This window comes from Variovorax sp. Varisp46, assembly GCF_059491885.1.
Genome location: NZ_CP168515.1, coordinates 238944 through 251242, shown reverse-complemented (window position 1 = coordinate 251242; position 12299 = coordinate 238944). Strand labels below are relative to the sequence as shown.

At 65.1% G+C, this 12299-nt stretch carries 11 protein-coding genes; 2 read left to right on the top strand and 9 right to left on the bottom strand.

What is annotated here, in order from left to right; genetic code table 11:
- Nucleotides 1-21: 21 nt before the first annotated feature.
- From ygiD to ACEN9N_RS01080, 8 genes are all read right to left on the bottom strand, one after another.
- The gene (gene ygiD, locus ACEN9N_RS01115) at nt 22-942 is read right to left on the bottom strand and encodes a 4,5-DOPA-extradiol-dioxygenase (protein WP_495655195.1); all 921 of its coding nucleotides are present in this window, start codon (nt 940-942) and stop codon (nt 22-24) included.
- Between the two features lie 77 nt (nt 943-1019).
- Nucleotides 1020-2027 (bottom strand): ABC transporter ATP-binding protein, encoded by a 1008-nt coding sequence (locus tag ACEN9N_RS01110; RefSeq protein WP_007833990.1) that lies wholly within the window; start codon nt 2025-2027, stop codon nt 1020-1022.
- The gene (locus tag ACEN9N_RS01105; protein WP_007833988.1) at nt 2024-3094 is read right to left on the bottom strand and encodes an ABC transporter ATP-binding protein; all 1071 of its coding nucleotides are present in this window, start codon (nt 3092-3094) and stop codon (nt 2024-2026) included. The genes ACEN9N_RS01110 and ACEN9N_RS01105 overlap by 4 nt, the downstream gene beginning before the upstream one ends.
- A gap of 19 nt (nt 3095-3113) precedes the next feature.
- Nucleotides 3114-4025: an ABC transporter permease gene (locus tag ACEN9N_RS01100; protein ID WP_007833986.1), complete on the bottom strand. Its 912-nt coding sequence runs from the start codon at nt 4023-4025 to the stop codon at nt 3114-3116.
- Between the two features lie 71 nt (nt 4026-4096).
- Nucleotides 4097-5683 (bottom strand): ABC transporter substrate-binding protein, encoded by a 1587-nt coding sequence (locus ACEN9N_RS01095; protein WP_007833984.1) that lies wholly within the window; start codon nt 5681-5683, stop codon nt 4097-4099.
- Between the two features lie 31 nt (nt 5684-5714).
- Nucleotides 5715-6986: a M20 aminoacylase family protein gene (locus ACEN9N_RS01090; RefSeq protein WP_007833982.1), complete on the bottom strand. Its 1272-nt coding sequence runs from the start codon at nt 6984-6986 to the stop codon at nt 5715-5717.
- 4 nt (nt 6987-6990) lie between these two features.
- Nucleotides 6991-7971: an ABC transporter permease gene (locus ACEN9N_RS01085; RefSeq protein ID WP_007833981.1), complete on the bottom strand. Its 981-nt coding sequence runs from the start codon at nt 7969-7971 to the stop codon at nt 6991-6993.
- Between the two features lie 195 nt (nt 7972-8166).
- Nucleotides 8167-9429, bottom strand: a complete 1263-nt coding sequence (locus ACEN9N_RS01080) for a porin (protein ID WP_495655194.1) — start codon at nt 9427-9429, stop codon at nt 8167-8169.
- A 282-nt stretch (nt 9430-9711) separates the two neighbouring features.
- Here ACEN9N_RS01080 and coq7 point away from each other — a divergent pair, with 282 nt between their 5' ends.
- Nucleotides 9712-10341 carry a 2-polyprenyl-3-methyl-6-methoxy-1,4-benzoquinone monooxygenase gene (gene coq7 / locus ACEN9N_RS01075; protein ID WP_413315187.1) on the top strand — a complete coding sequence of 210 codons (630 nt, stop codon included), beginning with the start codon at nt 9712-9714 and terminating at the stop codon, nt 10339-10341.
- A gap of 9 nt (nt 10342-10350) precedes the next feature.
- On the opposite strand, the gene ACEN9N_RS01070 is transcribed toward coq7, so the two are convergent.
- Nucleotides 10351-10800, bottom strand: coding sequence for an OsmC family protein (locus ACEN9N_RS01070; protein ID WP_007834112.1), 450 nt, complete (start codon nt 10798-10800; stop codon nt 10351-10353).
- Nucleotides 10801-11069: 269 nt separating this feature from the next.
- Between ACEN9N_RS01070 and ACEN9N_RS01065 the strand changes: the two genes are divergently transcribed.
- Nucleotides 11070-12272, top strand: a complete 1203-nt coding sequence (locus tag ACEN9N_RS01065; RefSeq protein WP_042673499.1) for a porin — start codon at nt 11070-11072, stop codon at nt 12270-12272.
- The last annotated feature ends 27 nt before the right edge of the window (nt 12273-12299 follow it).

Here is a 12299-nt window from a genome sequence, read left to right as displayed (position 1 = left end):
GCTGCTGCCGCGCCGGCGCGCTCAGCCGAACTGCAGGCAACGCATGCTGAGCGTGCCCGACTGGAATCCCTCGTAGACCGTCTTCGCGCGTTCGCTGGTTCCTGCGGCACCGAGGGCGTAGAGGAAGGGGTAGTAGTGGTCCGGCGTCGCCACGGCGGTGGAGGCTCCGTCGAGCTTTGCGTAGTCGACCAGCGCACGGTCGTCCCGGCCTGCCAGCGCCGACTTCACCGCATCGTCGAACGATTGCGCCCATGGCCGGCTGGCGCTCGGCCCATCGGGCGTGCCGCGATCGGTGGCGCGCAGGTTGTGCACCACGTTGCCACTGCCCATCACCAGCACGCCCTTGTCACGCAAGACTGCGAGATCGCGCCCCACCGCATAGTGAAAGGCGGCCGGCTTGTCGTAGTCGATGCTGAGCTGGAACACCGGAACGTCCGCTTTCGGATAGAGATGCTTCAGCACCGACCACGTGCCATGGTCGAGGCCCCATTGCTCGGTGGCGATCACCGGTGTCTGCCTCACCGCGCCGACGGTCTCGCTGGCGAGTGAAGGATGGCCGGGCGCGGGGTATTCAACGTCGAACAACGCCTGCGGGAAGCCGCCGAAATCGTGGATCGTCTTCGGCCGCACCTGCATGCCGACACCGGTGGCGCCACGGCTCAGCCAGTGCGCCGACACGCTGAGGATGGCCGTCGGCCGTGGCAGCTCCCGACCCCAGGCCGCCAGCCGGCGCGTGAACGCGTTGTCGCTGATGGCGTTCATGGGCGTGCCATGGCCGATGAAGACGACCGGCATGCGCCGCTGCGGAGCCGCACGGGCGCGCGACGCCAGGGATGCCAGCACGGCGGTCGCGCCGAGCGCGGTACCCATGACGAAACCTCGGCGGCCCAGTTCGGGTGCGCCTTGCCGTTCGATGTCCGAGAAATTTGCCTTGCCTGCCATGGTTCCCTCCGGGTCAGCCGCCCACTGTGCGGCTGCGCCCGATGCGGTGCAGTGCCTTAACGCACACTTTTCAGCGGCTAGATGCGGCCCTCTTCCACCGCGTGGCAGGCCACCTGGACACCCGCGATGCTCAGCAGCTTCGGCCGCTCCGAGGAACAACGCGCATTGGCATGCGGGCAGCGCGGATGAAAGGCGCAGCCCGTCGGCGGGTTCAGCGGGTTCGGCACCTCGCCCTGCACCGGCGTGCGCGAGCGCCCCGTGTGCTTCATCTGCGGGATGGCATCGAGCAGCATGCGCGTGTACGGATGCCGCGGCTCGGCAAAGAGCTTCTGCTTGTCGGCCACCTCGACCAGCCGGCCGAGGTACATCACGCCGACCTGGTCGGCCACGTGGCGCACCACGGCAAGGTTGTGCGAGATGAACAGGTAGGTCAGGCCCTGCTCGCGCTGCAGGTCCTTCATGATGTTGAGCACCTGCGCCTGCACGCTCACGTCGAGCGCCGAGGTGGGCTCATCGCACACCAGGAACTCGGGCTGCGTGGCGAGCGCGCGCGCGATCGAGATGCGCTGGCGCTGGCCGCCCGAGAACTGGTGCGGGTACTTGCTCATGTCCAGCGGCGAGAGGCCGACCGACTTGAGCAGCTCGCCCACGCGCTCGCGCAGCGCGACCTTTTCGCTCAGGATGCCGTGCTCGCGCAGCGGCTCGCCGATGATGTCCTCGACGATCCAGCGCGGGTTGAGGCTCGCGTAGGGATCCTGGAAGATCATCTGGATGCGGCGGCGCAGCTTGCGGCCCTCGGGCGTCTTGAACGCGGCATGCGCGTCCTGCCCGTCGAACTGCAGGCCACCGCGCGTGGGCGCGTACAAGCCCACCAGCAGGCGCGCCACGGTGCTCTTGCCGCAGCCCGACTCGCCCACCAGCGCGAGCGTCTTGCCGCGCTCGATGGAAAAGCTCACGCCGTCGACCGCGTGCAGCAGCACGCGCGGCTTGCGTTCGAGCACGCGGTTGAGCCAGGGTGGAGAGACGTCGAAGGTGCGCGCGAGGTCGTGCGCGACCACGAGCGGTTCGTTCGCGGCGGCGCTCATCGCGTCACCTCCGAGATGGGCTCGGCTGCTTCAGGCGCGGCGCGTTCGCCGGCCGACAGCGCATCGTGGTGCCTCGCCGCGATCTCGGCCTGGCCGGCGTGCGGGTCGGTCGCGTCGTGCAGCCAGCAGGCCGCGCGCGTGGCGCCGGCATGCATGAGCTCGGGCCGCTCGACGAGGCAGCGCGCAAAGGTGCGCGGGCAGCGCGGGTTGTAGGCGCAGCCGGCGGGAATGGCATTGAGCCGCGGCATCGCGCCGTCGATCTGGTTGAGCCGCTCGCGGTCGCTCGCCATGTCGGGAATCGATGCCATCAGGCCCGATGTGTAGGGATGCGCGGGCTGGTGGATCACCTCGTGCACCGGGCCGATCTCGGCGATGCGGCCCGCGTACATCACGGCCACGCGATCGCAGGTTTCGGCGATCACGCCCATGTCGTGCGTGATCAGCATCACCGCCGCGCCGCGGTCCTTGCACACCTGCTTGAGCAACTGGATGATCTGCGCCTGGATCGACACATCGAGCGCGGTGGTCGGCTCGTCGGCCACGATGAGCTTGGGCTCGGCCGCGAGTGCCAGCGCAATCACCACGCGCTGCCGCATGCCGCCCGAGAACTGGTGCGGGAAGTGGTCGATGCGCTGCTCGGCGGCGGGGATGCCTGTGTCCTGCAGCAGGCCGATGGCCCGCTTGCGCGCTTCGGATTCCGACACGGGCAGGTGCGCGCGAATGGTCTCGACCAGCTGCCGGCCCACGGTGTAGAGCGGGTTCAGCGAGGTCAGCGGATCCTGGAAGATCGCGCCGATCTTGCGGCCGCGAATCGGCCGCATCGCATCGAAGCCGAGGTTGTCGATGCGCTGGCCGTCCAGCACGATCTCGCCGCCGGCCACGCGGCCCGGCGGTTCGAGCAGGCCGATGATGGCCGCGCCCGTGAGCGACTTGCCGGCGCCCGATTCGCCCACCACGCCGAGGATTTCGCCAGGCGCGATGTCGAAGGAAATGCGGTCGAGCGCGCGCAGCGTGCCGCGGCGGCCCGGAAATTCGACGACGAGGTCTTTGACCTGGAGCAGCGTCATGGTGGCGTTCTCCTTGTGTTCAGCGCAGTCGCGGATTCAACGCGTCGCGCAGCCAGTCGCCGAGCAGGTTCACGCTGAGTGCGATCAGCACCAGCATCAGGCCCGGAAACACCGTGATCCACCATTCGCCCGAGAACAGGTACTGGTTGCCGATGCTGATGAGCGTACCCAGCGAAGGCGAGGTCGGCGGCACGCCGACGCCGAGGAACGAGAGCGTGGCCTCGGTGATGATCGCCGTCGCGACCTGGATCGTGGCCAGCACCATCACCGGCCCCATCACGTTGGGCAGCACGTGGCGCAACATGATGCGCAGCGGCGCCACGCCGGTGACGCGCGCGGCCTGCACGTACTCCTTGTTGCGCTCCACCAGCGTGGAGCCGCGCACCGTGCGCGCGTACTGCACCCAGCCGGTCAGCGAGATGGAGATGATCAGCACGCCGAAGGCCAGCGACTCGTGCGCGCCGGGAAAGAGCGCGCGGCCGACGCCGGCGATGAGCAGTGCCACCAGGATGGGCGGGAACGACAGCATCACGTCGCATATGCGCATCAGGAAGGAGTCGAGCCAGCCGCCGAAGAAGCCGGCCAGCAGGCCCAGCACCACGCCGACGGCGAGCGACAACGCCACCGACACGAGGCCGACGATCAGCGAGATGCGCGCGCCGTAGATCACTGCCGAGAGAATGTCGCGGCCCTGGTCGTCGGTGCCGAGCAGGTATTTGGAAGAGCCTTCGGCGCTCCATGCGGGCGGCAGGCGCGCATCGCCGAGTTCGAGCGTGGCGAGGTCGAAGGGGTTGTGCGGCGACACCCAGCCGGCGAACACCGCGCAGATGACGCAGGCCAGCGCGATCAGCGCCGCGACGATGGCCACGGGCGAGGTACGGAAGCTGTAGCCGACATCGCTGTCGAGCCAGCGGGCTAGTGTTTTTTTCATCGTGAGGCAAAAGGAATGGGCCCGCAAGAAGCGGGCCCATGGTCAGGCCACCGCGCGAGCGGCCCTCAGTCTTATGGCTTGATGCTCATCCACTTGAAGGGCATGTAGTTGTCGGCCATTTGCGTGAGCGACACCTTCTTGCTGACACCCCAGGCCAGCGTCTGCTGGTGCAGCGGCAGATGGCCGATGTCGGCGGTGTGGATGTCGAAGGCTTCCTTGATCATCGCGTCGCGCTTGGGCTTGTCAGTTTCCGACTGGATCTTCTTCGTCAACTCGTCGAGCTTCGGATTGCAGTACGCGCCCAGGTTGAACTGGCCGGCGCCGGTCTTGTCGTCCGGGCAGGCCATCAGCGCGGTCAGCGCGTTGTGCGAGTCGTAGGTGGTCGGGGTCCAGCCCAGCATGTAGAAGCTGGTGTCGCGGCGCAGCACCTTGGGGAAGTAAGTGCCCTTGGTCTCCGCCGCGAGGTTGATCTTGACGCCGATCTTCGCCAGGTTCGCCGCCACGCTCTGGCAGATCTGGCCGTCGTTCACGTAGCGGTCGTTCGGGCAGTTCATGGTCACTTCGAAGCCGCTCGGATAGCCGGCGTCGGCCAGCAGCTTCTTGGCGCCTTCGACGTCGAGCGGCAGGCGTTTGTCCTGGGCTTCGGTCCAGCCGTTGATGCCGGGGCCGACCATCAGCCCGGTCGGGCGCGAAGCGCCGCGCATCACGGTGCGCTGGATGCCGACGATGTCGATGGCCTGGTAGAAGGCCTGGCGCACGCGCTTGTCCTTGAACGGGTTCTTGCCCTTCACGTTCGAGTAGAGCAGTTCGTCGCGCTTCTGGTCCATGCCAAGGAAGATCGTGCGCAGCTCGGGGCCGGCGATGACGCGCGCCGTCGGGCTGGCGTTGACGCGCGCGATGTCCTGCACCGGCACGGGTTCCATCACGTCGACTTCGCCCGAGATCAGCGCGGCGACGCGGGTGGCCGGATTGGCGATCGGCGTGAAGATGATCTCTTGCGCGTTGCCTTCGATCTTGCCCCAGTAGGTCGGATTGCGCGTGAAGACCGTGCGCACGTTCGGCTGGCGCTCGCGCACGCGGTACGGGCCGGTGCCGTTGGCCTTGAAGGAAGCTGTGTTCTCGATGCCCTTGCGGCGGTCCACTGGCGTGACGGCCTTGTTTTCCTCGCACCACTTCTTGCTCATGATCATGAGCTGCGTGATCACGTCGGGGAGGATCGGGAACGGACCCTTGGTCTCGATCTCGATGGTGTGCGAGTCGACCTTGCGCACTTCCTTGATGTCGGTGGTGTTGGACTTCATGTCCGAGCCGTCGCCCGATGCGCGCGCGAAGCTGAAGAGAACGTCGTCGGCGGTGAACGGCGTGCCGTCGTGGAACTGCACGTTCTTGCGCAATTCGAAGCGCCACACGGTAGGCGAGGTTTGCTTCCAGCTCGTGGCAAGCAGCGGCGCGACGCTCAGATCCTTGTTGCGCCCGACCAGCGTTTCATACACGTTGGCCGTGGTGCTCAGCTGCAGCGATTCGTTGAGCGAGTGCGGGTCGAGCGACAGCGCGTCACCCTGGTTTGCAACACGGATGGTCTGCGCGCCGGCGACCATGCTGACGGCGCCCAGCGCGCACAGAACGGCGGCCGCGGCCACATTTTTCTTGAAACTCATGGGAACACTCCTCGGGTTGGAATCAAACACATCACGTCGCCGCGGTGGCGGCGGCTTTCTCTGGCCGCGCACCGCGGGTAGCGGAAAGCGGCATGCCCTGCTCGATCAGGCCCGCATGCAATGCGGCACCGAGCGGCAGGATCTCGTCGTTGAAGTCGTAGCGGCTGTTGTGCAGGAAGGCGCCCTCGCGCACGTCCTGCCCGATGCGCAGGTAAGCGCCCGCTTTTTTCTGCAGCATGAAGGAGAAATCTTCGGCGCCCATGCTGGGCTCCATGCTGCGCTCGACGTTCTTTGCGCCGACCAGCGACTCGGCCACGTCGGCCGCAAACATGGCCTCGGGCGCGGTATTGATGGTGGCCGGGTAGATGCGCTCGTACTTGATCGTGGCGGTCGCACCGAAGCCGCCGGCGATGGCCGTGCACAGTTCGGTCAGGCGCTGCTCGACCTGCGCCTGCACGCGTGCGCTGAAGGTGCGCACCGTGCCGACCAGCGCGGCCTCGCCGGGCACCACGCTCATCGCGCCGAGGTCGCCGGCCTGCATCGCGCAAATGCTGACGACGGCCGCATCGATCGGGCGCACGTTGCGCGAAACGATGGTCTGGGCCGCGGTGATGATGTGCGCCGCGACGATCACGGGGTCGATGGTCTGGTAGGCATGCGCCCCGTGGCCGCCCTTGCCCTTGATCTCGATGGTCACGCGATCGGCCGCGGCCATCATCGCGCCGCGGTTGATGCCCACGGTGCCGGCCGGCATGGCGGGCCAGTTGTGCATCGCGTAGACGGCATTGACGGGGAAGCGGTCGAACAGGCCGTCCTCGATCATCACGCGTGCGCCGGCGAAGCCTTCTTCGCCAGGCTGAAAAATGAGCGCGGCGGTGCCGTCGAAATCGCGCGTCTCGGCCAGGTAGCGCGCGGCACCGACCAGCATGGCGGTGTGGCCGTCGTGGCCACAGCCGTGCATCAGGCCGTCGCTGGCGGAGCGCCAGCCGAAGTCGTTGTCCTCGCGCATCGGCAGCGCGTCCATGTCGGCACGCAGGCCGATCATGCGGCCGCTGGCGGTCGAACGGCCGCGGATGACACCGACCACCCCCGTCTTGCCGATGCCTTCGTGAATCTCGTCGACGCCGCAGGCGCGCAAGGCCTCGCGCACGCGGCCGGATGTGTAGACCTCTTCGAAGCCGAGTTCGGGGTGTGCGTGCAGGTCGCGGCGAAAGGCGGTGATCTCGGGGTAGAAGTTCGCGATGTGCGCGAACGCGCGTCCGGAAGCCTTGAGGCGCGGGGCCGTGGATGTGGTTGCCGTCATGATGTCAATGACCTCCCGCCTTGCCCACGCGCAGCCGCGGATCGACCACGAAATACAGCAGGTCGACCACGAGGTTGATCACCACGAAGATCAAGGCAATGAGACACAGGTAGGCCGCCATCACCGGGATGTCGGCGAAGGTCACGGCCTGGATGAACAGCAGGCCCATGCCGGGCCACTGGAACACCGACTCGGTGATGATGGCAAAGGCAATCAGGCCGCCGAGCTGCAGGCCGGTGATGGTCATCACCGGCACCAGCGTGTTCTTGAGCGCATGGCCGAAGTGGATGGCGCGGTTCGACAGGCCTCGTGCGCGCGCGAACTTGATGTAGTCGGTGCGCAGCACCTCAAGCATCTCGGCGCGCACCAGCCGCATGATCAGCGTCAGCTGGAAGATCGCCAGCGTCACCGCCGGCAGCACGATGTGGTGCCAGCCGTCGGCGCTGAAGAGGCCGCTGGTCCACCAGCCGAACTTCACGGTCTCGCCGCGGCCGAAGCTCGGGAACCAGCCCAGCGTGACCGCGAAGACGAGGATCAGCAGGATGCCGATCAGGAAGGTCGGCAGCGAAACGCCGAGCAGCGACACGGTCATGAATACCTGGCTCATGAAGGTGCCGCGGCGCAGCGCGGTGTACACGCCCATCGGAATGCCGATGAACAGTGCCAGCACCGCCGCCACGAGTGCCAGTTCGAGCGTGGCGGGAAAGCGTTCGCCAATCAACCGCGATACCTTCGCGCCCTGGCGCAGGCTCAGGCCGAACTCGCCTTGTGCAGCGTTGACAAGAAAGTGCCAGAACTGCACGAAGAAGGGTTGGTCGAGCCCCAATGCGGAGCGCAGCTCGCGGATCTGTTCGGGCTTGGCGTCCTGCCCCAGCAGGAACACGACTGGGTCGCCAACATATTGGAAGAGGAGGAAGGCGATGAAGGCGACCGCGATCATCACGATCACGGCCTGGATCAAACGGCGCAATACAAAAGCGATCATTCAGCAAACAAAGTGAACGGGCATGCTAGCAGTGCAAGGTGCGTGCCCGCACGGTGATTCCCCGGGGGTGCACGCAGATGGTGCTCTTTGCCAACATGATTCGCGATGATCGAGCCCGAACGAAAAAAAGCCACTCGACTTACGTCGAGTGGCTTTTGAGCTTTTGATTCGAAGCTGGCTTACGCCAGCATCAAATTAGAAAGCGTGACGGATACCGAAGTCGTAGCCGGTGGAGCTCTTCGGGGTGAAGACGCCAGCTGCGTTGTTGTAGAAGGCCGGGCCGCCAACCGTGTAGCCAGCGCCGTTCTTGTTGCTGATGCGAGCGATCGTAGCGTACAGAGCCGTGCGCTTCGACAGGTTGTGCACATAGCCCAGAGCGATCTTGTTGGCCTTGGGATCAGGCGTGTTCAGAGCGAACGGGTTGTTCGGCAGGTTCGTGTCCAGCTTGACGTGCGACCACGAAGCGCGGATCAGGCCAGCGCCGACCGGCACAGTCACGCCGAGCAGGTAGCCAGTCAGATCGATGTCGGGACGGCCGCCAGCCAGCGGGGTCACTTCGTAGTCGATCTTGTTCTTGGCCTTCGACACTTCACCGAACAGCTTCACGGGACCGAAGTCATACGAAGCGCCCAGGTTCAGGGTGTTGACCTTGGTGGTCGTGCCGACGTAGTAGTCGTCGCCAACGGTGCTGCTGCCATAAGCCAGCGCAACGTCCAGAGGACCGTTTGCGTAGCCGAAGCGGCCACCGATGTAACGGCCTTGGCGCTGGCTGTTGAGCACGTTAGGCGTGAAGATGCCCGAGTCGTACTTGGTCTTCTCTGCCAGGGCGTATTGCACTTGGCCGTAGAAACCACCCAGGTTCGGCGGCAGGAAGTAGCCGATCGAGTTGCTGGCGCGAACGTAGTTGCTGGTGCCCACGTTGGTGAACGCGCCGGTCGAAGCTGCGGGCGTACCGAAGCCACCGAAGGCGGTGTTGGCCGTCGAAACCAGGTTGGTGCCAACGCCGTTGGTGCCGAACGGATCGAACACGGTGTCGTTCCAGAACGTCGGGGTGTAGTCACGACCCAGGCGGACTTCACCGAAACCACCCGACAGGCTCACGGTCGAACGACGAGCGAACGTCGCGATACCTTGCTGGCCGTCGTCATTGGAGATCGGAGCTTCGAGCCAGAAGCTGGCTGCCAGGCCACCGCCCAGGTCTTCCGTGCCACGGAAGCCGATGCGGCTCGAGTTGTAACCCGAGTTAGCCAGTTCGCGACGGCTGGTCTTGACCGAACCTTGGTTCAGGTAGACGGGGATACCGAAAGCGTTGGGGAACACGGTCGCGCGGTTGTCGCGGGCGGTGTTCGAGTAGCCGCTGATCGACGCGTCGACCACACCAAACAGCGTGACGGACGACTGAGCCGAGGCAACACCGGCAACAGCCAGGGCAGCCAGAGCAACTAGAGATTTTTTCATTGCAAGTTTCTCCAAGGTTAAACATAGGGCTCCGGTGCGAAGGGCTCACCGTGACTGGCACTTTTGTGCTCCCACCGGACCCCGGGCCAACCTCCTTTTGGGAAGTTGATGCTATTGCACCAGAGCCGATGCGGCAGGGCAAAACAATTCGCCCGAAATCTTGGATGGCCCGCGCGTTTCGTTGCACGCCTGCAACAAAGGACTTAGGCCTTGGCACACACCACCATGTGAAATGTGACAAGGCTTCCGCCTGGCATTTCGCATGTGCGTTCAAATAGGCGCATGACACTCATGACCGACTCCGTCCTGGCCGCGGCAGACGCGGCGTTGCGCACCCTTTTCGCGCGCCCCCATGCCACGCGGGCGACGCCCACCCCCTCATTGGCGCCCGGCGAACTGAGTGAAGCGGAACGCCGCGAGGCCGGCGCGCTGATGCGGGTGAACCACGTCGGCGAAGTCTGTGCACAGGCGCTTTACACGGCCCAGGCGGCCGTGGCGCGCGACCCTGCGCTGCGCGCTCATTTCATCGAGGCGGCGCACGAGGAAACCGATCATCTGGCCTGGACCCGACAGCGTCTGGACGAACTGGGCGCACGCCCGTCGCTCCTGAATCCTCTCTGGTATGCGGGCGCTTTCGGGTTCGGCTTGGTTGCGGGCCGTCTCGGGGACCCGCTGAGCCTGGGGTTCGTTGCGGAAACCGAGCGTCAGGTAGAAGCCCACCTGGAAAGCCACCTTGGCCGCCTCCCGCCCGCAGACAGCGCCTCCAAGGCAGTGGTCGAGCAGATGAAGCTCGACGAAGCCCGCCATGCGTCACAGGCTGTCGACGCCGGCGCAGCGGAACTCCCCGCACCAGCCAAGGCCCTGATGCGTGTAGCTTCCCGCGTGATGACCACGGTAGCGCACCGCATCTAGGCCATCCGCTCAAGTTTCGATCAGGTCGAAACTGGTAGTGATCTCGGCAGTCTTCGCCAGCATGATGCTGGCGGAGCAGTAGGTTTCGTGGCTCAGTGCAATTGCGCGTTCTACGGCGGAGGCCGGAATTCCCTTGCCCGCCACGGTGAAGTGCATGTGGATCTTCGTAAAGACCTTGGGATCCTTTTCCGCGCGCTCGCTGGTGAGCTTGACGCTGCAGCGCTCGACGCGATGGCGTCCGCGCTTCAGTATCAGCACGACGTCGTAGGCGGTGCATCCACCGGTGCCGGCAAGAACGGTCTCCATCGGCCGCGCGGCGAGGTTCTGCCCGCCGTTCTCGGGTTTCGCGGCATCGGGGGCGCCGTCCATCATCAGGACGTGGCCGCTGCCTGTCTCGGCAACGAAGCCCATGGCCGATCGCGTGCCTGCGTCGCCGGTCCAACTCACTGTGCATTCCATGGTTTTCGGGGCTCCAAGTCTGAGATGCCGGGCAAAAATACACGCCGGCCTCCCTTTGTGTGTGGGAAAAGCATCACTCGCTTGTTGCAACGCAACAAACAATAGATATACTTTATTTCATTGCGCGCTTGGTTGTGCGCACCCAGTTGTCTCCTCCACCCTTCCAATTGGTGGATTTAGCCCCGAGCTGCAAAGCTCGGGGCTTTTTTCTTTTCAGCCCCTGGCCGGCTCGGCGCCACTCTAGTTTTCGCGCCGAAAGGGTAGTTGCTCTGGCTGCCCTGGCTGTTGCCGGTGTTGCCTCGGCCCAATCGTCCGTCACGCTGTTTGGTGTGGTCGACGCGTCGATCAGCGGCTACTCGAACAGCTCACGCGACCTGAACAACGGCGTGACGTACAACGCCCTCGGCTTCCCAGTCGCTTACAACCCGTTCTACCTGAACCAGGGCAGCGTCAGGGTCAGCCGCCGCGAACTGGCCAACTCGGCCTACAACTCCAGCAAACTGGGCTTCCGTGGCACGGAAGACCTCGGCGGCGGCCTGGCGGCCAGCTTCTGGCTCGAAGCTCCGATCAAGAACGACGACGGCTCGGAAGGTGTTGCAACCTTCTCTCGCCGTTCGACCGTGAGCCTGTCGGGCGGTTTCGGTGAAGTCCGCCTCGGCCGCGACTACACCCCGACGTTCTGGAACAACAGCGTGTTCGACCCGTTCGGCGCCAGCGGCGTTGGCACCAACCTGATCCAAACGGCCACCGGCGCTTTTGGCAACCCGACCCGCACCGGCAATTCCATCGGCTACTTCCTGCCGTCGAACCTGGGTGGTTTCTATGGCCAATTGCAGTACGCCTTCCATGAGAAGGACAAGTACAGCCCTGGCTTGGCTACGCCTCATGCGGCTAACAATTCGCGCACCGGTCGCTATGTCGGTGGACGTTTCGGCTACGCCAACGGCCCCCTGGACGTTGCAGCCGCCTACGGCAGCAGCACCGTGGGCGACGACTACTACGCCGGCACGACCACCAAGGTCAACACCTTCAACCTCGGCGCTTCGTATGACTTCGGCCCCGTGAAGCTCTTCGGCGAACTGTCTCGAGCCAAGCGGAAGACCGACATCGACGGCGACTTCTTCGTCCGGCCGGCTGCGATGGCATCGGACAAGCTCAACGGCTGGCTGGTGGGTGTGACGGCCCCCGTGGGTGCCGGCCTGATCCGTGCATCGTATTCGGCCGTGAAGTACAAGACGGACGATAACAATCCGTACTTCGACACACCGGACAAGAAGGCCAACAAGCTGGCACTCGGCTACGTGCACAACCTGTCGAAGCGCACGGCCCTGTACGCAACGATCGCTCGTGTCAGCAACAAGAACGGTGCTGGCTACACGGTTGGCGGCCCGGTCTTCTACAACAACGCAGCCAACGTCTTCACCCCGAAGACCTCGACCGGCTACGACTTCGGCATTCGCCACGCCTTTTGACAGAGTCTGATCCCGATGCTGGCAGCA

Bases quoted from the DNA above. Each gene is read 5' to 3' on its own strand.
- ygiD (WP_495655195.1), bottom strand. From the start codon at position 942: ATGGCAGGCAAGGCAAATTTCTCGGACATCGAACGGCAAGGCGCACCC.
- ACEN9N_RS01110 (WP_007833990.1), bottom strand. From the start codon at position 2,027: ATGAGCGCCGCCGCGAACGAACCGCTCGTGGTCGCGCACGACCTCGCG.
- ACEN9N_RS01105 (WP_007833988.1), bottom strand. From the start codon at position 3,094: ATGACGCTGCTCCAGGTCAAAGACCTCGTCGTCGAATTTCCGGGCCGC.
- ACEN9N_RS01100 (WP_007833986.1), bottom strand. From the start codon at position 4,025: ATGAAAAAAACACTAGCCCGCTGGCTCGACAGCGATGTCGGCTACAGC.
- ACEN9N_RS01095 (WP_007833984.1), bottom strand. From the start codon at position 5,683: ATGAGTTTCAAGAAAAATGTGGCCGCGGCCGCCGTTCTGTGCGCGCTG.
- ACEN9N_RS01090 (WP_007833982.1), bottom strand. From the start codon at position 6,986: ATGACGGCAACCACATCCACGGCCCCGCGCCTCAAGGCTTCCGGACGC.
- ACEN9N_RS01085 (WP_007833981.1), bottom strand. From the start codon at position 7,971: ATGATCGCTTTTGTATTGCGCCGTTTGATCCAGGCCGTGATCGTGATG.
- ACEN9N_RS01080 (WP_495655194.1), bottom strand. From the start codon at position 9,429: ATGAAAAAATCTCTAGTTGCTCTGGCTGCCCTGGCTGTTGCCGGTGTT.
- coq7 (WP_413315187.1), top strand. From the start codon at position 9,712: ATGACACTCATGACCGACTCCGTCCTGGCCGCGGCAGACGCGGCGTTG.
- ACEN9N_RS01070 (WP_007834112.1), bottom strand. From the start codon at position 10,800: ATGGAATGCACAGTGAGTTGGACCGGCGACGCAGGCACGCGATCGGCC.